This window comes from Lysobacter korlensis, from assembly GCF_042434515.1.
In genome coordinates this window covers 31,555-51,678 of the sequence record NZ_JBHLTG010000004.1, presented here as the reverse complement: position 1 = coordinate 51,678, position 20,124 = coordinate 31,555, and the positions used below count along the sequence as shown (strand labels likewise).

Genomic DNA, 20,124 nt, shown 5'->3' with positions numbered 1-20,124 from the left:
TACGGGTTCCGGCAACCGTGGCGAATCTGGTTTACTCCTGACTCTCCCGACCGAGTGCCCGCATACCGATGAAGGACAAGCCGCAGATCGTCGCGAACTGGCTGCCACGCTATACGGGCGTACCGCTCGACCAGTTCGGCCAGCACATCCTGCTGACGAACTTCGGCGGCTATCTGCAGACGTTCGCGCGCCTGACCGGTGGCGAGATCGTCGGCCTCGACCGGCCGATGCCCAGCGTGACCTCCGGTGGCATCACGCTGATCAACTTCGGCATGGGCAGCCCAAACGCGGCCACGGTGATGGACCTGCTCAGCGCGATCGACCCGAAAGCGGTGCTGTTTCTCGGCAAGTGCGGCGGGCTCAAGCGCAAGAACCAGCTCGGCGATCTGGTGCTGCCGATCGCGGCGATCCGCGGGGAAGGCACGAGCAATGACTACATGCCGGCCGAAGTGCCGGCGCTGCCCGCGTTCGCACTTCAGCGCGCGGTGTCGACGATGATCCGAGACCTCGGCCACGACTACTGGACCGGCACGGTCTACACGACGAACCGCCGGGTCTGGGAACACGACGACGCGTTCAAGGAATACCTGCGCCGGCTGCGCTGCATGGCGATCGACATGGAGACCGCGACGATCTTCGCGGCCGGCTTCGCGAACCGGATCCCGGTCGGCGCACTGCTGCTGGTGTCCGACCAGCCGATGATCCCCGAGGGCGTGAAGACCGAGGCGTCGGATGCGCGCGTGAGCAGCGAGTTCGTCGACCGCCACATCCAGGTCGGCATCGAGGCGCTGCGGTTGATCCGCCGCCACGGCAAGTCGGTGCGCCACCTGCGCTTCGACGAATAGCGCCTGCGCAGCGCCTGCATTCCTGCGGCGTTCGGCAACGTCGCGTCCGCTGAGACCTCCCCCGGTCACACTGTTGACCTTACGGGAGGACGCACATGGAACAGGCGATCTACCTGCTGCTCGGCGCCGTACTGACCTGGACCTGGCACCTGATCCAGCGGCGACTCGAGCGGCGCGGCACCAGCGAGGCCATCGAACGCGGCACGAAGCTGCTCGCGCTCAAGCAGGGGCTCGAAGGCACGCACACGAGCGTCGAAGACCTTCGCCAGCTCGAGACCCGGCTGATCGGCAAGGCCGAAACCGCGGTACGCATTGCCGACACGTATGTCACGCAGGCGGAGGAAGTGGCCCGCCACTCCGCGCACGACGCGCCCAGCCGCGACGACATGAACCAGCAGGCACGTGCGGCATTCGCGGTCATGGATGCGCGCCTCGGCGCGCTCGTCGTGCACCTGCGCCGCCAGCTCGACGGCGAGGATCTGGCCGCATTCGACGATGCCCATGCGGCCTGGCTCACCTTTCGCGAGCGCCATGCACGCTTCGTTGCACACTGCTATTCGGGCGGGCTGATCCGTCCGCTGATCCATGCGGTAACGCTTGAGAGCGTCACCGCCGCCTGGATCACCGAACTGGAAACGCAGCTCGGCGACGACGAAGCCGAGTGGGCCCGCAGCGACAGCGCACCGCGCGCGATGCGGATGGAGTATTCCCGGAGGCAGCGATGACAGCCGCGCAACGAATCGTCGATTTCTGGCAGCAGGCCGGCCCCGACTGCTGGTTCACGCGCAGCGACGCGTTCGATGCGCGCTGCGAGGCGCTGTTCCTGGACGATCACCTGCGCGCGTCGCGTGGCGAGTTCGCGGACTGGGCGGATTCGGCGACAGGCGCGCTCGCGCTCGTGCTGCTGCTCGACCAGATCCCGCGCAACGTCTACCGCGAGAGCGCGCATGCCTACGCAACCGACGGGCTGGCACGCGCTCATGCGGACCGTGCGGTCGAGGCCGGTTTCGATGCGCAGGTGGACCCGGCGCTGCGGGTGTTCTTCTACCTGCCGTTCGAACATTCCGAGTCGCTCGCCGACCAGCGCCGCTCGCTCGAACTGCACGCGCGCCTCGAGGGCCCCGATGCCGATCGATGGGCCCGGCTGCACCTGGACATCATCGAACGCTTCGGCCGCTTTCCGCATCGCAACGCCGCGCTCGGTCGGGTAACGACGCCGGAGGAGCAGGCGTTCCTGGATTCGGGCGGGTTTGCCGGCTGACGCAAGGCGCCTTCCACGGCGCACCGATTACTTCAGCACCACCTGCCTGCGATGGTCGTGCGGTAGATGCGCGGGCAGCTACGGGGCAAGGCCGGCCGGACGCGGAAGCGCCACGGCCGCCCTCGCACTGCCAGGGCGGCGAGTCCGGAAAGCGCGACCCTCGACTACAGCTCGAGCCAGCGGCCTATGACGTCGCGGGCCTCGTCCAGGCCCTGCCTCGACTCGCCCGAAAACACCTGCACGCTGACCGTGTCGCCATACGAGGCGGCCAGGTCCTTGCGCACCGCGAGCAGCGTCTGCGTTTGCTGGCCGCGCCCGAGCTTGTCGGCCTTGGTCAGGATCGCGTGCGCCGGCAGGTCACGGCTGACCGCGTAATCCAGCATCTGCCGGTCGTAATCCTTGAGCGGATGGCGGATGTCCATCACCACGACCAGCCCCTTGAGCGCTTCACGCGTGCGGAAGTACTCGTCGAGGAACGCCTGCCAATGCGCCTGCAGGTCCTTGGGCACCTTCGCGTAGCCATAGCCCGGCAGGTCGACGAGGAAACGGTCGGTGGTCGGCGGAATCTCGAAATACACCAGTTGCTGCGTGCGCCCCGGAGTCTTGGACACGCGGGCGAGCGCGTTCTGCTGGCAGATCGCATTGAGAGCGGTCGACTTGCCGGCATTCGAGCGGCCCGCGAACGCGACCTCGAAGCCGCCGTCGGGAGGAAGCTGGCGCGCATTGTGAGCGGCGAGCAGGTATTGGGCGCGAGCCAGAGGATTCGACATCCCGCAAGGATCGCATGGGGCCGGCAGGCGGCGCGAACTGCCAGGCCGTGTGGCCGCAGCAAGCGGCCGGGCGCAGTCGCCCGCCGTGGTCGCCGCCCCGCCCCGAGCCCGCCGCCGTGAACGCCGCCATCCCGTAAGGTCGCGTTGCGTTGACCGGCCTGCGAGGCGCGACGATAATTCCGCGGTTCCGGCGCGCGTCGCGCACGCACGCCATCTCGCAGTCCCGGAGTTCTTCCCTGATGAGCCAAGTCCGCGTCCTGGGCCTGATCGGCGCCGCCGTGATCACGGTCGCCGCTGTCGCCTACGCCCAGACCACCGTGAGCGCCCTGCCGGACAACGCGCCGGTGCAGGCCGCCCCGCTCGACACCAACGTGCCCGAGAAGGCGGAATGGGGCGACGCGAAGAACGGCGCGACCCTGGCCGGCGCCTGCGCCGCGTGCCATGGCCTCGACGGCAATCCGACCGATCCGCAGTACCCGCGCATCGCCGGCCAGCCCGAGCGCTACATCGCGCAGCAGCTGCATCTGTTCAAGTACGACGAGCGCAACAGCGGCATGGCCGAGGTCATGAAGCCGTTCGCCAAGCCGTTGACCGCGCAGCAGATGCGCGACCTGGGCGCGTATTTCCAGACCCAGACCCCGGGCGCCGGCATCGCCGACGACACCGTGATCGCGGACGGCCCGAACTCGGGCAAGAAGTTCTACGAGATCGGCGAGCGTCTCTACATGTCGGGCGACCCGGCACGCGGCATCCCGGCCTGCTTGGCCTGCCACGGCCCGGCCGGGCTCGGCAATCCGGGCCCGCCGTACCCGGCCGTCGCTGGCCAGATGGCGTCCTACGCGCAGCGCCGCCTCGAGGAATACCGCGCCGGCACCGAGCAGAACGACCGTCCGCTGTTCCACGTCATGGCCACCGTCGCCCGCGACCTGACCGATGAGGAAATCGGCTCGCTCGCCAGCTACCTGCAGGGCCTGCACCCGCGCAGGCACGACGTGGTCGCAGCGATGGCCGCTCCGGCCGCTACGGCAGCGCCCGCTGCGGCTCCGGCCCCTGCTGCAGCGCCGGCTCCGGCCGCCGCCCCTGCGGCCGGCGGGGCGGCTGCCCCGGCCGCGCAACCAGCGCCGGCGACGCCGACCACGGGCTCCTGAACTTTTTCGACAAGGCCCGGTCAAAGCCGGTACTCCTTGTTGTGACTCTTGGTTTTATCCCACGCCGACCGTCTCTCACGGTCGGCGTTTTTTCTTTCCGCGCCGCGCTCGCGGCTTATCCGAGAACGCTTCGATGACCGGACGCCTTGTGTCGCTGCTGCTGGCCGCCCTGCTTCTGCCCTCGATCTCGCTTGCTGCCGGCAAATCGCTCGCGCCGCGGGGCCCGGTACCAGTGGCGGGCACGGACTACGAACTGATCAAAGGCGGCAAGCCGTTCGCACCGGTCGCGGGCAAGGTCGAAGTCGCCGAGGTGTTCGGCTATACCTGCCCCGCCTGCGCGAAGTTCGAGCCGATGCTCGCGGCATGGAAGGCCAAGCTCCCCGCCGACGTGAAGGTGACGCCGGTGCCCGCACCGTTCGGTGGTCCGTGGATCCCGTACGCGCGCGCCTACTTCGCCGGTGAGGCGCTCGGGGTGACCGCGCACAGTCATCCGCGCGTGTTCCGCGCCCTGCACGATGCGGGCGAGCTGCCCCGCAATCCGACCGCGGACGAGCTTGCCGCGTTCTATGCCGGACTCGGCGTGCCGGCCGCCCGATTCACGGCCGCATATGCGAGCCCGGCCGTCGATGCACAGCTCGAGCGCGCGCGTGAGTTCATCGAACGCAGCGGCGTCGAGGGCACGCCGGCGCTCGTCGTCGACGGCAAGTACCGCGTGCGCGGTTCGAGCTACGAGGACATGCTCCGCATCGCCGAACACCTGATCGCCCGCGAGCGCCAAGCTCGCTGAGCGCGGCGGTCGTCGCTCCGCCCCTACACTCTTCGTTCAAACCGGCCGTGGCTATGCTGTCGCCACGGCTCCCAGGGCGCCCGCCCTCGCCATGCGCAGGCTGCCTGCGCCCCAAGTGCTTGTGGAGATCGAATCGATGACCCTGCGTCCGGCCCCTTCGTTCAATTCCGCCTTCCGTTCCTCTGGCGTGCGCGTCACTGCCGCTCTCGCTGCCGCGCTTGCGCTGTCGGCCTGCGGCGAGACGGAGACCGCCTCGGCTCCCGTAGCGCCTGCCGCCGCACCGGCCACGACGGCCGCCGCGCCGAGCGCGCCTGCTGCGACGCCCGCTGTCGATGCGAACGCAGCGGCCGCACCGGCCGTGGCCGCGGGCCCGATGGTGCCGCCAACCGGACCTGAGCCGGTCGCCGGCACCGATTACGTGGAGATCCCCGGCGGCCAGCCGTTCGAGCCGGGCACCGGCAAGATCGAGGTCGCCGAAGTGTTCGGCTACACCTGCCCGCACTGCGCGACGTTCGAGACCGTGGCCGATGCCTGGAAGGCGAAGCTGCCGGCGGACGTGAAGTTCACCCCCGTCGCGGCGCCGTTCGGCGGCTTCTGGGTGCCGTACGCAAAGGCGTTCTACACCGCGCAGACGATGGGCCTGCTCGACAAGACGCATGACGCGATGTTCCGCGCGATCCACATCGAGCGCAGCCTGCCGCCGCCGCCGGCGGTGCCGAGCGACGAGCAGCTTGCGCAGTGGTATGCCAAGCACGGTGCCGACCCGCAGCAGTTCGCGAGCACGATGGCGAGCTTCGCGACCGACGCCAAGCTCAAGCGCGCCCAGCAGTGGATGCAACGCAGCGGTGTCGAAAGCACGCCGTCGCTGATCGTCAACGGCAAGTACCGCGTGATCGGTGGCAAGACGCATGAGGATCAGCTGCGCATTGCCGAGCATCTGATCGCGCGCGAACGTGCCGCATCGACGGCAGCGCCCGCCGACGCTGCGGCCGCGCCTGCGACGAACGGCTGAGGCACGGCCCCGGCCGCGGCATGGAGACGCGCGCCCTTCGCGTACTGAGCGCAAACATCCAGGCCGGCTCGAGCACGCGCGGGTATAGCGATTACGTCTCGCGCAGCTGGTCGCACGTGCTGCCGGCCGGCAACAAGCGCGGCAGCCTCGACCTGATCGCGCGACTTGCGAGCCAGCACGACATTGTCGGCCTCAACGAGGCCGACCCCGGCAGTCTGCGGTCGGGGTTCACGAACCAGACGCATTACCTCGCCCAGCGCGGCGGTTTCGATTACTGGACCCACCAGCCGAACCGCCGCGTCGGTGGCGTCGCCTCGAGCGCGAACGGCCTGCTCAGCAAGCTCGAGCCGCACGAGGTCGTGCATTACGCCCTTCCGGGGCGCGTGAAAGGCCGTGGCGTACTGCTCGCCCGTTTCGGTGAGGCGCCCGAGGCGCTGCTGGTCGCGATTGCCCACCTGTCGCTCGGCGCGGGCTCGCGCCTTTCGCAACTGTCGTTCATCGCCGAGCTGCTGAGCGGCCACCGCCACGCCGTGCTGATGGGCGATTTCAACTGCGGCGTCGAAGCGCCCGAAATGGGCGCGCTGTTCCGGGCCACGCGCCTGCAGCCGCCGAGCTGCAATGTGCCCACGTTTCCCAGCTGGCGCCCGCTGCGCGCGATCGACCACATCCTGGTCGCCGACGGCCTGCGCTGCGCCGAGCCGCGCGCGCTGGCTGCGGCGCAGTCCGACCATCTGGCGCTGTCGCTGCAGCTCGACGTGCCCGAGGCGGCGCTGCGCTGAGCTGAGCTGGGCTGGGCACGCGGCTAAACGCTACGCCCGGCCCATAAAAAAACGGCCGGCGATTGCTCGCCGGCCGTTCCTGATTACAACGAATTGCCTAGATCAGAACCGCAGGTTCGCGCGCATGTAGAAGAAGCGCCCGCCCGGGATGTCGTAGGTCGACGCGTCATACCCGTTGAGCGAGCACGACAGGCAGATCGGCGGATCGGTGTCGAACAGGTTGTTGACGCCTGCCGTCAGCTGCAGCCCCTTGTACATGTCGAACTGGTAACCGACCTGCACGTCGTGGTAGGTCGTGGCTTCGAGCGTGTTGGTGCCAGCGGCGCGGTTGTCACAGACCGGGAAGTTGATCGTGAACTGGACGCACTGCTCCTCGAGCTCGGAGATGTGGCGTACCGACCAGGCTGCGTTGAAATTGCCGAGCTTCCAGTCCAGCGATGCGTTCGAGGTCCACTCCGGGATCGCGCTGTCGTTGACCTCGACGCCGACCGCACGCGGTTGCACCTGGCCGGCCGCGCCCACGGCCTCGTACTCGGTCACGAACGTGTTCTGCCAGGTGACCTTGAAGCGGCCCATGCCGGTCTCTGGCAGCGTCCAGAACGCATCGACGTCCCAACCCGCGGTCCTGATCGAACCGAGGTTAGTCAGGCGGTTGTTGAACCCGTTGATGCTGCCCACCGACGAGCGCGAGATGCCGTTGCAGTACAGCGGATCAAGCGTCTGGACGCAGAGGTCGAGCTGGGTCTGCGCGTCGATCGCCTGCACCGCGCCGTCGATCACGTGGCGGTAATAGGTGACCTCGAAGTCCATCCGGTCCGACCAGCTGGTGCCGTTGAGGAAGTTCGGGCTGAAGACGACACCGGCGGTGAAACTGCGTGCAGTTTCGGGTTCGAGATTCGGATTGCCGCCGGTGGTAACGGAAATCTGCGCGTTCGTCTGGATCGCGCCGGCAGGAACGCCGAGCGCGGCGCAGTTGGCCGGATTGCCGGTGGGGGCCGCGAGGTCCAGGCCGATCAGGCAGGGGTCATTGAGCTCGAGGTCGGCGCGGCTGTCCGAGCCGTAGAGCTCACCGATGGACGGCGCACGGAAGCCTTCAGCAAACGTCGCACGCAGCAGCAGCTCATCCGCCACCTGCCAGCGCAGGCCGAACTTCGGCGTGAACTGGCCACCGAACGTCGAGTAATCCGAGTAGCGACCGGCCAGGCTCAAATCGAGACTCTTGCCGAGGAAGCCGTCACGCACCAGCGGCACGTTGAACTCGACATAGGCTTCGTTGACGTCGTACTCGCCGGACGTCGGCAGTGACGGCACGCCGTTGTAGAAGCCCGCGACCGTGATCGGATCGGGCTGGTAGAAGCCCTCGTAGCTGCGGTGCTCAAGACCGGTTGCGAACGACAGCGGGCCCGCCCACATGTTGAACAGGTCGCCGGAGATGTTCGCGGTGAACTGGGTGAGCTTCTGCTCGCTGCGATCGCGCACGATCGGCTGGATGAAGGCGAGCATTGCCGGCGTGATCGTGCCGGGGCCGCCGAAGATGTTCAGCGGCGTGCAGCCCGGCGTCGCGGCGCAGACCGCCGGATCGCCGAGCGCGATGTTGATGTTGCGGATGTTGTAGCTGCCGAAGTTGGTCTGCTCGGCCTCGTTGCGGCTGAATGCGGCGTTGACGTCCCAGATGTACGAGCGCTCGCCGATGTCGAGCGTGCCCTCGAGTCCGGTGCCGAAGTACTGCGTATCGACCTTCTGCTCGAAGATGCGCGGGCCGCCTTCAACCGGGCGCCGCCCGACGAGCACGAGGTTCGCGCCCGGACCGCTGGAAATCAGGTCGATGCCGAACGGGTTGAACGGGTTGAGCCGCGAGATCGTGATGTTGTCGGCGAACGGGTTGCCGGTGCCGGCGTCGGGGCCGAGGAAGATCGGCTCCGGAGCGGCCTGGTTGACCGACTCGCGGCGATTGACGAGTGCCTTGGCGTACGCGCTCATCGAATCGCTGACGTGGAAGCGGTACTGGCCGAAGATGCCGGCGCGCTCGGACGGCGTCAGCAGCAGGTTGAACTGCGCGAAGTTGAAGCGGTTCGCGGTCGTGAACGGGATGAAGTTCCCCGGATACGCGACGCCGTTCGGGAAGCTGCTGCCGTTCGGCGTGGTGATATTGCAGAACGCCACCGGCGGCGTGGCCGGGTTGCCGTCGACGTCGGTCAGCGGACACACGCTGCTCGGCGTACCCGGGAAGAAGATGAAACGGCCGTTCGGCGTGGCCGAGCTGCCACCGGTCAACCCGGTGCCCGGCTTCGGGAACGCGGACTGTTCGCGGTCACGCGAGAACACCGGCTCCTGGTCGACGTAGCTCATGCCGAGGAACAGGTTGCTGCGCTCGGTGCTCATGCCCCAGGCGAAGTCCACGCCCTTGAGCGTGCCGTCGCCTTCGCCGTACTCGCCGTAGTTCAGCGTGACCTGGCCGCCTTCGAAATCACGGCGGGTGATGATGTTGACTACGCCCGCGATCGCGTCGGAGCCGTACAGCGACGACGCACCGTCCTCGAGCACCTCGATGCGCTCGACGAGCGCGAGCGGGATCGTGTTGAGGTCGGTCGAGGCGCCAACGCCCGAAGCCGACGACTCGTTGACCCAGCGCATGCCGTCAACGAGCACGAGCACGCGCTTGGAGCCGAGATTGCGCAGGTCGACCTGCGCCGAGCCGGCGCCGATGCCATCACCGTTCGGCGAAAAGCCGAAGTTGCCGGACGAGTTGAACTTCGCGTTCAGCGCCGAGCCCGAGCCCGTGAGCTCCTGCACGATCTCGCCAATCGAGGTCAGGCCCGTACGCTCGATGTCCTCACGCGTCAGCGTCTGCACCGGCGTCTGGCTTTCGATGTCAGCGCGCTTGATGCGAGTGCCGGTGACCTGAACGCGGTCGAGCGTGGTCGGTGAATCACCGGTGGCGGGCGCTGCCGTGTCCTGCGCGGCGGCGAGCCCCGGCAGGCTGAGCAACAGGGACAGCTGGACGGCTTTCGCCAGGGTGGTGCGGCGCAACACGTTCATCAATCTCTCTCTCCGTAAGAAATGCCAAACAGGGCCAGCGCCGCATCCCCCGACCACGGCGTCATGCGGTTGTAAACAATCCCTTAACCGACCACAAGCGCCAGAAGCCCCTTCAACCGCAGTTGCGTCAACTGCCGGCAATCAGCGCAATCGCGACCGCAAGCAGGAAGCCCGCAAACACACGCTTGAGTACGGGACCGCTGAGCCGGTGTGCCAACTGCGTGCCGTAGGGCGCGGCCAGCACCGACGCCAGTGCCACGCCGATCGCAGCGGGCAGGTAGACATAGCCGATCGCATGCTCGGGCAACGCACCGGCCGGCGCGTGTGCCGCGTAACCCATCGCGCTCGCAAGCCCGATCGCGACCCCACACGCCGATGAGGTGCCGACCGCGCGCACGGGCGCGACGCCGCGCCAGATGAGCAGCGGCACGGTCATGCTGCCGCCGCCGATGCCGACTATCGCCGACACCGCCCCGATGCCGGTGCCGGCCGCGGTCATCGCCGGGCCGCGCGGCACCGGGCCAGGCCCGCCGTCCGGAGCGCGAGGGCGTGAGAACGTGAGCTGCGCGGCGGCGATCACGCAGTAGCCGGCCACGAAGTAGCGCAGCACCTCGCCGTCGATCCGCACCGCCACGCCACTGCCGAGCCAGCCGCCAAGCAGCAGGCCCGGCACCATCCATGCGACCACGGGCCACAGCACGCTGCCGCGCCGGGCATGCGCACGCGCCGATGCGGCAGCCGTCATCACGATGCTCGCAAGCGAACTGGCCAGCGCGGCATGCATCGCCGCTTCGACCGGCACGCCCATCGATGGCAGCAGCCACGCGAGCGCCGCCACGAGCACCAGTCCACCGCCAACGCCGAGCAGACCGGCCAGCACGCCGGCCACCGCGCCGAGCGCGAGATAGATCACCAGTTCACCGAGCACGCGTATCTCCGGTCGTTCGCAAAGGCGCTGTGCACGCGCTCATCACATGGTCTGTTCATCGCGGCTGGCTATAGTCGGCGAATGCGTGTCCGCCCTGTTTTCCGCTCGCGTTTCCAGCCCATCCTACTCGCGGCGCTCGCCACGGGTGTGGTCACCGCCGCGTGTGCGCAGAGCACCGCGCGTGCACCGCTGCAGGCCCAAGCCAGGCCAGCGGCCAGTGCCGCGCCCCCTGCCGGAGCGCCGGTGCGTGCACCCGCAATCCCGTCGCGTCCTGCGCCTGCTGTCGATCCGATGCTGCCGCGCATCCGCGCTGCGATCGAAGCGGCTGAGCGAGGCCAGCTCGACGCGGCGATGACCGATGGCCTCGCCGGGCATGCGCTGTATCCATGGATCGAATATGCGGACCTGCGACGCAATATCGACCGCGTCGACCCGGCGCGCGCACGCGCGTTTCTCGATCGCTACGGCGGCCAGGCGGTCGGCGAAGCGTTCCGCGAGCTGTGGCTTGCCGCGATGTCGCGCCGGCGCGACTGGCCGGCATTCCTCGCCGCATGGAAGCCGTCGAAGACCAACTCGCTCGAGCGCAACACCGCGCTGCGCTGCGCGGAGCTCACCGCACGCGAAGCCGCCGGGCGCGCCGATGCGCAGTGGGTGCGCGATGCGCAGGCGATCTGGCGCAGCACCGGCAAACCGTTGCCTGATGCGTGCGACGCGCCGGTCGCGGGGCTGGAAGCGCGCGGTGGTCTGTCGGCCGCGCTGCGCTGGGAGCGCATCGATGCGGCCGCCGAGGCGGGACAGGCAGGCGTGATGCGCGCAGCTGCGCGTGGCCTGCCGGCCGCCGAAGCCGCGCTCGCGAACGACTACGCGGCGTTTATCGATTCAGTCCACGAGCGCGCGCTCAGCTGGCCGAAGACCGAGCGCAGCCGCCGCATCGCCTCGCTGGGCCTGGCGCAGCTCGCAAAGGCGTCGCCGTCGCAGGCCGAGGCGCTGTTGCCGCGCTACGCGGCCGCGCTTGGGTTTACCGATGTCGACCGCGGCCGTGTGCTGTATCCGATCGCGCTGTGGACGGTGGCGTCGTACGAGCCGCAATCCGCACGCCGCCTCGCCGCCGTGCCGGCGGTCGCGTACGACGAGCGCCTGCACGAATGGCGTGCCCGCGAGGCGATGTCGCGCTCGGACTGGCCGGCCGCGCTCGCCGCGATCCGGCAGATGCCGCCCAAGCAGCGCAACGATTCGCGCTGGCAGCATTTCGAAGCGCGCCTGACCGAGATCGCGGGCGACAAGGCCACCGCGACGCGCCTCTATCGCGAAGCGGCGAAGAAGCCTGAATTCCACGGCTTTCTCGCGGCCGATCGCATCGGTGCGCCGTATGCGCTGTGCCCCTGGATACCGGTGGTGGAACCGGCCGAGCGCGCTGCGGTGGCTCGTGACCCGGCGCTGACGCGTGCAATGGCGCTTCGGACGCTGTCGCGCCCGGGTTGGGCCGAGCGCGAGTGGGACGAGGCGCTGAGCCGGTTCTCCGATGCGCAGCGCCGCATCGCGGTCGATGTGGCGCAGGACCATGGCTGGTTCGACCGGGCGGTGTTCTCGCTCGGCAAAACCGATCCGCAAGAACTGCGCCTTTACCACCTGCGGTTTCCGCTGCACCACGACGCGGTGATCCGCCGTGAGTCGGCGAAGAACCGCATCGACCCGGCCTGGGTGGCCGCGGAGATCCGCGCCGAGAGCATCTTCAACCCGACCGCGCGCTCAGGCGCGAATGCGATGGGCCTGATGCAGGTGCTGCCGAGCACCGGCGCAGCGGTCGCGCGCCGCATCGGCCTGCCGTGGCGCGGCGCCGAGAGCCTGTACGAGCCGGAGACGAACATCATCCTCGGCACGGCCTACCTGCGTCAGTTGCTCGACCAGTACGGCGGGCAGCCGTATTTCGCGGTGGCCGGCTACAACGCGGGGCCTGCACCGCTGAACCGCTGGAAGTCGCAGCGGCCGGGCATGGATGCGGACTTCTGGATCGAGACCGTCAGCTACAAGGAGACCCGGGAGTACCTCGCACGGATCTTCGCGTTCAGCACGATCTACGACTGGCGCCTCAACGGTGATGCGCTGAATCTGGCCGACCGCATGCGCGGCCGCACCGACGGGCCGCGCAAGAAGTTCGTCTGCCCGCTGCCGGAGCTGCCCGTGATCCCGCCGCCCGCGTCGAACGGACCGGCGCCCAAGCCGCAGCGTTAAGCTTTGTGCCATGGCAGCAACCCAGGTCATCGTCCTTGGCGGCACCGGCTTCGTAGGCCGGCACCTGGTCCGTCGCCTGATCGCGGACGGCCACAGCGTCACCGTGCTGAGCCGCGGCGCGGATGCCGCCACGCGCGCGGCGCTGCCGCCTTCGACCGCAGTGCGCGAGGGCAACGTGCACGAGCAGGGCTTCCTGCGCGAGGCATTCGCCGGTGCGGACGCGGTGATCAACCTGGTCGGCATCCTCAACGAACGTGGCGATGCCGGCGACGGGTTCGAGCATGTGTTCGTCGACCTGCTCGACAGCGTGCTCGCGGCAATGCGCGCGGCGGGTGTGCGGCGGCTTCTGCAGATGAGCGCGCTCAATGCCGGCCGCGGCGAGAGCCACTACCTGCAGGCCCGCGGGCGCGCCGAGCAGCACCTGCGCGGATCGAGCGCCGATTGGACCGTGTTCCGCCCGTCGGTGATCGCCGGGCCCGGTGACGGGCTGTTCTGCCGCTTCGACCGGCTGCTGTCGGTTGCGCCCGCGCTGCCGATCGGACGCGCAGATGCGCGCTTCCAGCCGGTCTGGGTCGGCGATGTCGCGGCCGCGTTCGCACGCGCGCTGGTCGATCCGGCCACCCGTTACCGCGCGTTCGACCTTGTAGGTCCCGACGTGCTCACGCTCGCCGAGATCGTGCGGCTGACCGCGCGTGCGCGCGGCCGCCACCGTGCGGTGATCACGCTGCCCGCAACGCTCGGCCGCCTGCAGGCCGAGATCGGCGAGCACCTGCCCGGCAAGCCGATCAGCCGCGACAACTGGCGCTCGCTGCAGTTGGATTCGACTTCGACACAGAACGGCTTGGCCCAGCTGGGCCTGGTGCCGACCCCGGTCGTGCCGCGCGTGCCCGAGATCCTCGACGGCTGCGATACCGCCGGCGCATGAGCACGGCCGGCATGCAGGTCTACCTCGTCGGCGGTGCCGTGCGCGACGCACTGCTCGGGCAGACGCCGGGCGATCGCGACTACGTCGTGGTCGGGCAGACGCCGGAATCGATGCTTAGCGCCGGCTTCAAGCCGGTCGGGCGCGACTTTCCGGTGTTCCTGCATCCGCGCACCGGCGAGGAGTACGCGCTTGCGCGCACCGAGCGTAAATCCGGCCGGGGTTACCGCGGCTTCGTCGTCGATGCCGATCCCTCGGTCACGCTCGAGGATGATCTGCAGCGGCGCGACTTCACGATCAACGCGATCGCGCAGGCGCTCGCTGACGACGGCACTCCGGGCGCGCTGGCCGATCCTTACGGTGGCGCGCGTGACCTTGAGGCGCGCGTGCTGCGCCACGTTGGCCCGGCGTTCGTGGAGGACCCGTTGCGCGTGCTGCGCGCGGCACGGTTCATGGCGCGGTTTGCACCGCTGGGATTCACGGTCGCGCCTGAAACCATGGCGCTGATGCGCGAGATGGCCGACTCGGGTGAGCTGGCCGAGCTCGTGCCCGAGCGCGTCTGGCAGGAGCTTCGCCGCGCGCTCGCCAGCGCGGAACCGTCGGCGTTTCTGCGCACGCTGCATGACTGCGGCGCGCTTTCCGCGGTGCTGCCCGAGGTCGAAGCGCTCTACGGCGTGCCGCAGCGCGCCGAGTACCACCCCGAAGTCGACACCGGCGTGCATGTCGAGCTGGTCTGCGACATGGCCGCGCAGCTCGCGCCGGGCGATGACCTGATCGGGTTCGCCGCGCTTACGCACGACCTCGGCAAGGCACGCACCCCCGAGCACGTGCTGCCCAAGCACATCGGGCACGAGCGCGCGGGCCTCGCGCCGCTGCGCACGCTGTGCGACCGGCTGCGCGTGCCGAACGATCACTACCAGCTCGCCGCGCACGTCTGCCGCGAGCACCTCAACGTGCACCGCTTCGACGAGCTGCGCGCGCAGACCGTGGTCGAGCTGATCCAGCGCTGCGATGGCTTCCGGCGGCCCGATCGCATCGCACAGATCGCGCTCGTCTGCGAAGCCGACAAGCGCGGCCGCGCTGGCCTACAGGACGTGCCCTACCTGCCGGGCCCGGCGCTACGCGCTGCGCACGCGGCCGCCTGTGCGGTGCGCGCAAGCGACCTGCCAGCGGGGCTTGAAGGCCCCGCGATCGGCGAGGCGCTGCGCCGGGCGCGCATTCGCGCGGTTGCCGAGGCGACCGGCAAGCGCTGAGCGTTCGCGGGACGCTGGATTCGCTTAACTCGCCTCGCCTGGGCTCGCCGCCTTGCCGATGTGCGAAGCCGCGCTTACCGAACGACACAGCCCTCGATGAGCTGCAACAGCCGACGCAGCCGGGTGTAGCGCAACGCCCAGCCGGCCGCGACGCCGAGCGAATTGGCGATGACATCCACTGCATCTGCAAGCCGCGAGTCGGTCATTGCCCCTTGCACGAATTCCAGCAGGGCGCCGAGCAGCAACATCGCGCATGCCGCAGCCGCCTGCGCACGGACGCGCTCGAACAGCATCACTGCGTAGCCGGACAGCGCCGCGTAACCGACGAAATGCTGGAGCTTGTCGACGCCGGCGAATGCAGGCTCGGGCAATTGCTGTGCAGGCAGCAGCGAGCCTGCAACGACGACCGCGATCAGCAGCAGCCACCCGGCCAGCCACAGCCACGGATAGCGGAACGTCCGGAGGCCCGGCATCGCCGCTGCAGTCACCTTTGCCCCCGACGCGGATACACGCCCACCCGCCGCATGGGTTACAGACGGAAGCTCAGGTCACCGGCAAGGAACGCGACGCCGAACTCGACATCCTTTTCGAACCCCATCGCCTGGAACCGCTCACCCATCTCGCCTGGCAACGTCAGCTGCTTGACCTCGTTCTGCCGGCGCAGGCGCTCGGCATCGTCCTCGATGCGCGCGATGCGGTCGAGCACGCCGGCCAGGCCATTGCCGAGCAGGAAGCTCGACTGCGAGCAGTAGCCGGCCAGGTCGAACCCCGCCGCGACGCTGGCCTCGGCCAGCGCGGTGAAATCCACCGATGCGGTGATGTCCTGCAGGCCCGGCCAGCGCAGCGGGTCGCCGTGCATGCGATGGCGCGAGAACGCGCGCAGCGTGCCGTCATTGCGTTCGGGCAGGTAGTACTCGCCGCGCACGTAGCCGTAGTCGACGAACAGCATCGCGCCGCGCTTCATGCCGCCCGACACCGCCTGGATCCAGTACGGCAGCTGTGGCAGCACTTCCGAGCGGTAGCCCTCTTCGAACGTCCGACCGAGGTTGCGCTCGAGATGGCGTACCGCCTGGCTCAGGAATGCATCGGCCGGCCTCAGCGTGCGCGTGAATCCGTCGCCCTCGACCACGACGTGCTCTTCGAACACATCGCCGTTCTGGATCGCGAAGCGCGGCGTCGGCAGCGCATCGAGCACTTCGTTTGCAAACAGCACGCCTTCCCAGTCGTGCGGAACCGGACCGTCGAGCCATTCCACGAGTTGGAACAGCATCGGCGGCAAACGCTGCTGCAGACGCTCGCGCTGGCGCTCACGCAGCTGCGCGCTGGGCTCGAGGATCAGGTAGCGGTCGGGCAATGCGTCCAGCTCGAGCAGCCGCTTGAGCGCGGCCTGCGCGAACGCACCGGTGCCGCCGCCAAGTTCGAAGAACACCGACTTCGGGCCGATCTGGCGCAGCACCGGCGCGACCGCTTCGGCCACGCAGCCGGCGAACACCGGGCCAAGCTCGGGCGCGGTGATGAAATCGCCCTCAGGGCCGAATTTCGTCGCGCCGGCGCTGTAATAGCCGAGCCCGGGCGCATACAGCGCCAGCTCCATGAAACGCGAGAACGCGATCGCGCCGTCGCCGGCATCGATCTGCGAGCGGATCAGCTCGGTCAGCCGCGCGCTGTGCTCGCGCGCGTCGGCGTCGGGAAGGGTCGCATCGGGCGCATTCGTGCGCGGGCGATTGGCATCGGAAGCCGGCGATGACGTCATGCGGTGCCTCTGCATGGATACTGGAAGGCGTCGCAGCATACCGGCTGGCCGCTCGTCGCCACGTGTGCACGTTGCCTGCGCGTCATCCTCACGCCGCCCACAGACCACCGCCCATGACCTCACCCGCCCGCGTCGCCCTCATCACCGGCAGTGCCAAGCGCATCGGCGCGGAGATCGCGCGCCGCCTGCACGCCGATGGCTGGCGAGTGGCCCTGCACTACCGCAGTGCGCGCGCCGAGGCTGATGCGTTGCTGGACGAGCTCAACGGCCTGCGCGCCTGCAGCGCGATCGCGCTGCAGGCCGAACTGGCCGAATTCGACCGCGTGCCGGAGCTCATCGCGCAGACGGTCGGCCAGTTCGGACGGCTCGACGCACTCGTCAACAACGCGAGCACGTACTACGCCACGCCGCTTGGCAACATCACGCCAGCGCAGTGGGACGAGCTGTTCGCCAGCAATGCGCGTGCGCCGTTTTTCCTTGCGCAGGCGGCAGCGCCGCACCTGCGCGCGAGCGGCGGCGCGATCGTCAACATCGCCGACATCTACGCCGAACGCCCATTGCGCGGCCACAGCGTCTACTGCATGGCCAAGGCCGCACTGGTGATGGCGACCAAGGCACTCGCGCTCGAACTCGGGCCGCAGGTGCGCGTCAACGCGATCGCACCCGGCAACATCCTGTGGTCGACGAATGCGGTCAAGGCCGAGACGCTCGACACCGTGGTCGACCGCACCGCGCTCGCGCGCCAGGGCTCGCCGGCGGACATCGCGGCTGCGGTGCGGTTTCTTCTGTCGGAGGCCGGTTACGTGACCGGCACGGTGCTCGAGGTCGATGGCGGGCGCAGCCTGTCGATCTGATCCAACGTTGCACTGGGCCGCTTTCGAGGCGCGGCTGCGCATGGGCAACGCAGCGCTCGCAGCCCGACGCACGCTGAGGGTTGCGCAAAGAGCGAAGCCTGAGTCGTATCAACCACGTGATGCGGAGCAGAATCGCCCGGCCCACATCGCTGCATGCGCGCTGCCCTGCGGCTGCGCATCGCAATCACCAAGACAATTGCTGATTCGCGGCCCGGCCAGCGCCGCTGTCGCAGGTAAAGCTCAAGCAGCCGGCAACGCCGCCTCGAGCCCCGCGTCCGCAAGCAGCAGGCGCACATGCGGCATCACGAATTCGCGCTTTGCGACGGCATGTGGATCGGGCTGCCAGTCATTTCCATGGGCGCAGGCGAGCAGATCGATGTCGACCGGCATGCCGTCGAGCCGGCCGCGGCCGAGGTCGCGCTCGATGCGCTTGCATTCGGCGACCAGCGCCTCGCGCGGACCGGCATGGCGCAGGCTGACGAGCCGGTTGCGGTACTGCCCGGGCTCGCCGCCGGCCGAGCCGGTCAGGCGCTCCGCCGCGTGTTCATGCACCTCACCGAGCGCACCGAGCGCGTCCACCGCGGCGCCGAGCGTGTCGTAGCGCGCCTGCGCGCCGAGCAGCAGCAACCAGCGCACCGTCAGCCCCGCGGGCGGGTGATCGTCAGGCCGACATGCGCGCACCCGAGCAGCAGCGCGGCCTGTGGCTTGTCGATGCGCAACGTGATCGATGCGGCCGCAAAGCGTTGAAGCAGGTGCGCGCACAGCGCTTCGGCCAGCGTCTCGAGCAGCGCGTCTTCGCGCGTCGAAATGAACGTGCGCACGGCCCCGACGACCTCGGCGTAATCGACCGCCGCCCCGCTCATGCCATCAGACAACGCAGCGCCCTCGGGCAATCGAAGCTCGATATCCAGCCGCAACGGCTGGCGCGATTGCCGTTCCCAGTCGTACACGCCGACGAGCATGTCGACCTGCAGGCCGGTGATGAAGATCGTGTCCAATGCCTCGGGCTCTCCGTCGTCTTGCGCAACCGCCCAGCCTCAGACGGCCGTCAGGGTTTCCATGTCCCAGCGCGGCGTGACTTTCACCGACGCGTCCTCGTGCTGGCCCGCCTGCAGGCGCAGCGCACCCGCGAACGCGATCATCGCGCCATTGTCGGTGCACAGCGCGGGCGGCGGAAAGCTCACGCGCCCGCCGCGCCGCTCGGCCATCTGCGCAAGCTTCGCGCGCAGGCGCCGGTTCGCGCCGACACCACCGGCGACCACGAGCGTCCCGCAGCCGGCCGCGTCGAGCGCGCGCTCGCACTTGATCGCCAAGGTGTCGACCACCGCGTCCTCGAAGCCGCGCGCGATGTTGGCACGCGTGGCATCGCTGCGGTCGCTGTTCTGCCAGGCCAGCAGCACCTGCGTCTTCAGCCCGCTGAAGCTGAAATCCAACCCCGGCCGGTCGGTCATCGGCCGCGCGAACTTGAACACGCCCGGCCGTCCGTGTTCGGCCAGCGCCGCAAGCTGCGGGCCGCCCGGATACGGCAGCCCCATCAGCTTGGCGGTCTTGTCGAATGCCTCGCCCGCGGCATCGTCGAGCGTCTCGCCGAGCAAGCGGTACTGGCCGATCGCGTCGACCGCGACAAGCTGCGTGTGCCCGCCGGACACCAGCAGCGCGACGAACGGCGGCTGCGGCCGGCCGCGCGGATCGTCCTCCATCAGCGGCGCGAGCAGGTGCCCTTCCATGTGATGGACGCCGATTGCCGGCACGTCGAGCGCCCAGGCAAGCGAGCGCGCGACGCCGGCCCCGACCAGCAACGCACCGACGAGTCCGGGCCCCGCGGTGTACGCCACGCCGTCGAGCTCGTCGATGCCCATGCCGGACTCGGCAAGCGTCTGCCGGATCAGCGGCAGCAGCTTGCGCACGTGGTCACGGCTGGCCAGTTCCGGCACCACGCCGCCGTACTGGGCGTGCAGTTCGATCTGGCTGTAGACCGCATGTGCGCGCAGGCCGGCCGCGGTGTCGTAGACCGCAACGCCGGTTTCGTCGCAACTGGTTTCGATGCCGAGCACTTTCACGATTGGGCCACCGATGCGGGGAGCGGCACGGGTTTTTGCGCGCCGGGCTGCAGGCCGAGCAGGCCGCAGGAGGGTTTTCAAGCAGGCCGTGCAGTCGGCCGAACCGCCACAACTTGCACGGCGTCAATCACTGCCGCTATCATACGCGGCTCGCCCGCTCTGACTGGGCGGTCCTCCGAATCAGAGATCACGTATGCCCAGCGTCAAAGTCCGCGAAAACGAGCCTTTCGAGTTTGCTCTGCGTCGCTTCAAGCGCACCTGTGAGAAGGCCGGCGTCCTCGCCGAGACCCGCAAGCGCGAGTTCTACGAGAAGCCGACCCAGGAACGCAAGCGCAAGGCTGCGGCCGCGGTGAAGCGCCAGTCACGTCGCACCTCGCGCGATGTGACCAAGCGCCAGCGCATGTACTGATCGCGCAATTGCGCTTCCGGCCGCGGCCGGCACTGCAGTTCGCCCATCAAGCCGGCCGCGCCGATGCGCAGC

At 69.1% G+C, this 20,124-nt stretch carries 20 protein-coding genes; 12 read left to right on the top strand and 8 right to left on the bottom strand.

Features of this window, described 5'->3' with window-relative positions:
• The first annotated feature begins 68 nt into the window (after positions 1-68).
• The 3 genes from ACFFGH_RS16785 to ACFFGH_RS16775 all read left to right on the top strand — a co-directional run bounded on the left by ACFFGH_RS16785 (position 69) and on the right by ACFFGH_RS16775 (position 2,106).
• Complete coding sequence (locus ACFFGH_RS16785) at positions 69-845, top strand: AMP nucleosidase (RefSeq protein WP_386670361.1); 777 nt, start codon at positions 69-71, stop codon at positions 843-845.
• A gap of 95 nt (positions 846-940) precedes the next feature.
• Entirely contained in the window at positions 941-1,570 is a 630-nt protein-coding gene (locus ACFFGH_RS16780) for a lysozyme inhibitor LprI family protein (RefSeq protein WP_386670360.1), read from the top strand.
• A complete protein-coding gene (locus tag ACFFGH_RS16775) occupies positions 1,567-2,106 on the top strand; it encodes a DUF924 family protein (RefSeq protein WP_386670359.1) in 540 nt (179 codons plus the stop codon). Before ACFFGH_RS16780 ends, ACFFGH_RS16775 begins: the two co-directional genes overlap by 4 nt.
• A 164-nt stretch (positions 2,107-2,270) precedes the next feature.
• Here ACFFGH_RS16775 and yihA read toward each other — a convergent pair whose 3' ends face one another.
• Positions 2,271-2,876: a ribosome biogenesis GTP-binding protein YihA/YsxC gene (yihA, locus tag ACFFGH_RS16770; protein ID WP_386670357.1), complete on the bottom strand. Its 606-nt coding sequence runs from the start codon at positions 2,874-2,876 to the stop codon at positions 2,271-2,273.
• Between the two features lie 239 nt (positions 2,877-3,115).
• Here yihA and ACFFGH_RS16765 point away from each other — a divergent pair, with 239 nt between their 5' ends.
• The 4 genes from ACFFGH_RS16765 (at position 3,116) to ACFFGH_RS16750 (ending at position 6,602) form a co-directional block, all read left to right on the top strand.
• Positions 3,116-4,024, top strand: coding sequence for a c-type cytochrome (locus tag ACFFGH_RS16765; protein ID WP_386670355.1), 909 nt, complete (start codon positions 3,116-3,118; stop codon positions 4,022-4,024).
• 133 nt (positions 4,025-4,157) lie between these two features.
• Positions 4,158-4,811: a thiol:disulfide interchange protein DsbA/DsbL gene (locus ACFFGH_RS16760; protein WP_386670354.1), complete on the top strand. Its 654-nt coding sequence runs from the start codon at positions 4,158-4,160 to the stop codon at positions 4,809-4,811.
• A 136-nt stretch (positions 4,812-4,947) separates the two neighbouring features.
• Positions 4,948-5,823: a thiol:disulfide interchange protein DsbA/DsbL gene (locus ACFFGH_RS16755; protein WP_386670352.1), complete on the top strand. Its 876-nt coding sequence runs from the start codon at positions 4,948-4,950 to the stop codon at positions 5,821-5,823.
• A gap of 20 nt (positions 5,824-5,843) precedes the next feature.
• A complete protein-coding gene (locus ACFFGH_RS16750) occupies positions 5,844-6,602 on the top strand; it encodes an endonuclease/exonuclease/phosphatase family protein (protein ID WP_386670350.1) in 759 nt (252 codons plus the stop codon).
• Positions 6,603-6,704: 102 nt separating this feature from the next.
• Here the strand turns inward: ACFFGH_RS16750 and ACFFGH_RS16745 are convergent, their stop codons facing one another.
• Both ACFFGH_RS16745 and ACFFGH_RS16740 read right to left on the bottom strand, forming a co-directional pair.
• Positions 6,705-9,641 carry a TonB-dependent receptor gene (locus ACFFGH_RS16745; RefSeq protein ID WP_386671254.1) on the bottom strand — a complete coding sequence of 979 codons (2,937 nt, stop codon included), beginning with the start codon at positions 9,639-9,641 and terminating at the stop codon, positions 6,705-6,707.
• Between the two features lie 127 nt (positions 9,642-9,768).
• Positions 9,769-10,569, bottom strand: a complete 801-nt coding sequence (locus tag ACFFGH_RS16740; RefSeq protein WP_386670349.1) for a sulfite exporter TauE/SafE family protein — start codon at positions 10,567-10,569, stop codon at positions 9,769-9,771.
• A gap of 291 nt (positions 10,570-10,860) precedes the next feature.
• On the opposite strand from ACFFGH_RS16740, the gene ACFFGH_RS16735 reads away from it, so the two are divergent.
• The 3 genes from ACFFGH_RS16735 to ACFFGH_RS16725 are packed head-to-tail and all read left to right on the top strand — an operon-like array spanning position 10,861 to position 14,976.
• Positions 10,861-12,801: a lytic transglycosylase domain-containing protein gene (locus ACFFGH_RS16735; RefSeq protein WP_386671252.1), complete on the top strand. Its 1,941-nt coding sequence runs from the start codon at positions 10,861-10,863 to the stop codon at positions 12,799-12,801.
• Between the two features lie 10 nt (positions 12,802-12,811).
• Positions 12,812-13,726, top strand: coding sequence for a complex I NDUFA9 subunit family protein (locus ACFFGH_RS16730; RefSeq protein WP_386670346.1), 915 nt, complete (start codon positions 12,812-12,814; stop codon positions 13,724-13,726).
• A gap of 11 nt (positions 13,727-13,737) precedes the next feature.
• Complete coding sequence (locus ACFFGH_RS16725) at positions 13,738-14,976, top strand: multifunctional CCA addition/repair protein (RefSeq protein ID WP_386671250.1); 1,239 nt, start codon at positions 13,738-13,740, stop codon at positions 14,974-14,976.
• A gap of 74 nt (positions 14,977-15,050) precedes the next feature.
• Here the strand turns inward: ACFFGH_RS16725 and ACFFGH_RS16720 are convergent, their stop codons facing one another.
• Both ACFFGH_RS16720 and ACFFGH_RS16715 read right to left on the bottom strand, forming a co-directional pair.
• Entirely contained in the window at positions 15,051-15,449 is a 399-nt protein-coding gene (locus ACFFGH_RS16720) for a VanZ family protein (RefSeq protein ID WP_386670344.1), read from the bottom strand.
• Positions 15,450-15,505: 56 nt separating this feature from the next.
• Positions 15,506-16,729: a class I SAM-dependent methyltransferase gene (locus ACFFGH_RS16715; protein ID WP_386670342.1), complete on the bottom strand. Its 1,224-nt coding sequence runs from the start codon at positions 16,727-16,729 to the stop codon at positions 15,506-15,508.
• Positions 16,730-16,842: 113 nt separating this feature from the next.
• Here ACFFGH_RS16715 and ACFFGH_RS16710 point away from each other — a divergent pair, with 113 nt between their 5' ends.
• Complete coding sequence (locus tag ACFFGH_RS16710) at positions 16,843-17,583, top strand: pteridine reductase (protein WP_386670340.1); 741 nt, start codon at positions 16,843-16,845, stop codon at positions 17,581-17,583.
• Positions 17,584-17,823: 240 nt separating this feature from the next.
• Here the strand turns inward: ACFFGH_RS16710 and ACFFGH_RS16705 are convergent, their stop codons facing one another.
• Genes ACFFGH_RS16705 through tsaD form a run of 3 tightly spaced genes read right to left on the bottom strand, consistent with a single transcriptional unit; the run spans position 17,824 to position 19,643 of the window.
• The gene (locus ACFFGH_RS16705; protein ID WP_386670338.1) at positions 17,824-18,219 is read right to left on the bottom strand and encodes a 2-amino-4-hydroxy-6-hydroxymethyldihydropteridine diphosphokinase; all 396 of its coding nucleotides are present in this window, start codon (positions 18,217-18,219) and stop codon (positions 17,824-17,826) included.
• A gap of 2 nt (positions 18,220-18,221) precedes the next feature.
• Positions 18,222-18,581, bottom strand: coding sequence for a dihydroneopterin aldolase (folB, locus tag ACFFGH_RS16700; protein ID WP_386670337.1), 360 nt, complete (start codon positions 18,579-18,581; stop codon positions 18,222-18,224).
• Positions 18,582-18,620: 39 nt separating this feature from the next.
• The gene (gene tsaD / locus ACFFGH_RS16695) at positions 18,621-19,643 is read right to left on the bottom strand and encodes a tRNA (adenosine(37)-N6)-threonylcarbamoyltransferase complex transferase subunit TsaD (protein ID WP_386670335.1); all 1,023 of its coding nucleotides are present in this window, start codon (positions 19,641-19,643) and stop codon (positions 18,621-18,623) included.
• Positions 19,644-19,836: 193 nt separating this feature from the next.
• On the opposite strand from tsaD, the gene rpsU reads away from it, so the two are divergent.
• Positions 19,837-20,052 (top strand): 30S ribosomal protein S21, encoded by a 216-nt coding sequence (gene rpsU / locus ACFFGH_RS16690; protein ID WP_143925990.1) that lies wholly within the window; start codon positions 19,837-19,839, stop codon positions 20,050-20,052.
• Positions 20,053-20,124 lie beyond the last annotated feature (72 nt).

Excerpts from the sequence above, each read along its gene's own strand:
- ACFFGH_RS16785 (WP_386670361.1), top strand. The coding sequence starts at position 69 with ATGAAGGACAAGCCGCAGATCGTCGCGAACTGGCTGCCACGCTATACG.
- ACFFGH_RS16780 (WP_386670360.1), top strand. The coding sequence starts at position 941 with ATGGAACAGGCGATCTACCTGCTGCTCGGCGCCGTACTGACCTGGACC.
- ACFFGH_RS16775 (WP_386670359.1), top strand. The coding sequence starts at position 1,567 with ATGACAGCCGCGCAACGAATCGTCGATTTCTGGCAGCAGGCCGGCCCC.
- yihA (WP_386670357.1), bottom strand. The coding sequence starts at position 2,876 with ATGTCGAATCCTCTGGCTCGCGCCCAATACCTGCTCGCCGCTCACAAT.
- ACFFGH_RS16765 (WP_386670355.1), top strand. The coding sequence starts at position 3,116 with ATGAGCCAAGTCCGCGTCCTGGGCCTGATCGGCGCCGCCGTGATCACG.
- ACFFGH_RS16760 (WP_386670354.1), top strand. The coding sequence starts at position 4,158 with ATGACCGGACGCCTTGTGTCGCTGCTGCTGGCCGCCCTGCTTCTGCCC.
- ACFFGH_RS16755 (WP_386670352.1), top strand. The coding sequence starts at position 4,948 with ATGACCCTGCGTCCGGCCCCTTCGTTCAATTCCGCCTTCCGTTCCTCT.
- ACFFGH_RS16750 (WP_386670350.1), top strand. The coding sequence starts at position 5,844 with ATGGAGACGCGCGCCCTTCGCGTACTGAGCGCAAACATCCAGGCCGGC.
- ACFFGH_RS16745 (WP_386671254.1), bottom strand. The coding sequence starts at position 9,641 with ATGAACGTGTTGCGCCGCACCACCCTGGCGAAAGCCGTCCAGCTGTCC.
- ACFFGH_RS16735 (WP_386671252.1), top strand. The coding sequence starts at position 10,861 with ATGCTGCCGCGCATCCGCGCTGCGATCGAAGCGGCTGAGCGAGGCCAG.
- ACFFGH_RS16730 (WP_386670346.1), top strand. The coding sequence starts at position 12,812 with ATGGCAGCAACCCAGGTCATCGTCCTTGGCGGCACCGGCTTCGTAGGC.
- ACFFGH_RS16725 (WP_386671250.1), top strand. The coding sequence starts at position 13,738 with ATGCAGGTCTACCTCGTCGGCGGTGCCGTGCGCGACGCACTGCTCGGG.
- ACFFGH_RS16720 (WP_386670344.1), bottom strand. The coding sequence starts at position 15,449 with ATGCCGGGCCTCCGGACGTTCCGCTATCCGTGGCTGTGGCTGGCCGGG.
- ACFFGH_RS16715 (WP_386670342.1), bottom strand. The coding sequence starts at position 16,729 with ATGACGTCATCGCCGGCTTCCGATGCCAATCGCCCGCGCACGAATGCG.
- ACFFGH_RS16710 (WP_386670340.1), top strand. The coding sequence starts at position 16,843 with ATGACCTCACCCGCCCGCGTCGCCCTCATCACCGGCAGTGCCAAGCGC.
- rpsU (WP_143925990.1), top strand. The coding sequence starts at position 19,837 with ATGCCCAGCGTCAAAGTCCGCGAAAACGAGCCTTTCGAGTTTGCTCTG.